This window comes from Winslowiella iniecta (assembly GCF_001267535.1).
Lineage (GTDB): Bacteria > Pseudomonadota > Gammaproteobacteria > Enterobacterales > Enterobacteriaceae > Erwinia > Erwinia iniecta.
The window spans coordinates 47,511-48,870 of the sequence record NZ_JRXE01000004.1; the positions used below are offsets into that span (position 1 = coordinate 47,511).

Genomic DNA, 1,360 nt, shown 5'->3' on the forward strand with positions numbered 1-1,360 from the left:
ATATTTCGTTTTCTGGCATTGTTACTTTCCGTAATGCTGAAGCGCTGCGTGAAGCGGCGCGCTTTGTACCGCTGGATCGGATGCTGGTTGAGACCGATTCGCCGTATCTGGCACCGGTACCGCATCGCGGTAAAGAAAATCAGCCTGCTTATACCCGCGACGTGGCGGAATATATGGCAGTGCTGAAGGGCGTGGATGTCGAAACGCTGGCGGCGGCGACCACCCAAAACTTCTCGGATCTGTTCCATATTCCGATGTCACGCCTCGGTGCCTAATCCGCTGGCGGATTTCTTTTATAGCTCGTAATTAATAGCTAAAAGTCGTAAAGTGCAGCGCCATAAAAATGGCGTATGCACTTTTTTTTTGGCTAAAATACTGGCAATTTCTGACATTAATTTGCTGGTATAGGCTAATTAGTTCCACGAAACGTGATAGCCATCAAACAAAATAAAACGGATTTATTTTACTCTTCGTAATAAATCCAGAGAGCGCTCAGACGCTCCACCCGCAAAGGGACCTCCCCCCTTTGTCACGCGTACTGCGCGGTAAAAAAGCAATCATACTCAGGAGCTCCACAATATGTTTAAGAATGCATTTGCAAACCTGCAAAAGGTCGGTAAATCGCTAATGCTGCCGGTATCGGTTCTGCCGATTGCCGGTATTTTGCTGGGTGTCGGTTCAGCAAACTTTAGCTGGCTGCCCGCGGTTGTCTCGCATGTAATGGCGGAAGCAGGCGGTTCGGTATTTGCCAACATGCCGTTAATCTTCGCCATCGGTGTTGCGTTGGGCTTTACCAATAACGACGGTGTTTCAGCACTGGCGGCGGTGGTGGCTTACGGCATTATGGTGAAAACCATGGCGGTGGTCGCTCCACTGGTGCTGCATCTTCCGGCGGAAGAGATTGCGGCGAAACACCTTGCCGATACCGGTGTGCTCGGCGGGATTATCGCCGGTTCCATCGCGGCTTATATGTTTAACCGCTTCTATCGTATTAAGCTGCCGGAATATCTCGGCTTCTTCGCCGGTAAGCGCTTTGTGCCGATTATTTCCGGTATGACGGCAATTTTCCTTGGCGTGGTGCTGTCATTTATCTGGCCTCCGGTGGGTGCCGCGATTCAGGAATTCTCCCAGTGGGCGGCGTATCAGAACCCGGTGGTGGCATTCGGCATCTACGGTGTAGTTGAGCGCTCTCTGGTGCCGTTTGGTCTGCATCATATCTGGAACGTTCCTTTCCAGATGCAGATTGGTGAATTTACCAATGCTGCGGGTCAGGTGTTCCACGGCGATATCCCACGTTATATGGCGGGTGACCCAACGGCGGGTAAACTGTCTGGTGGCTTCTTGTTTAAAATGTACGGTC

Annotated in this window: 2 protein-coding genes; both read left to right on the plus strand. The window is 51.2% G+C overall.

Going from position 1 to position 1,360, the window contains the following annotated elements:
* Positions 1 to 275: TatD family hydrolase (locus tag NG42_RS23265; RefSeq protein WP_052898033.1), on the plus strand; the 275-nt coding region annotated here is incomplete at its 5' end.
* Positions 276 to 579: 304 nt separating this feature from the next.
* On the plus strand, positions 580 to 1,360 hold a 781-nt coding region (locus tag NG42_RS23270; RefSeq protein ID WP_241488298.1), incomplete at its 3' end, for a PTS transporter subunit EIIC.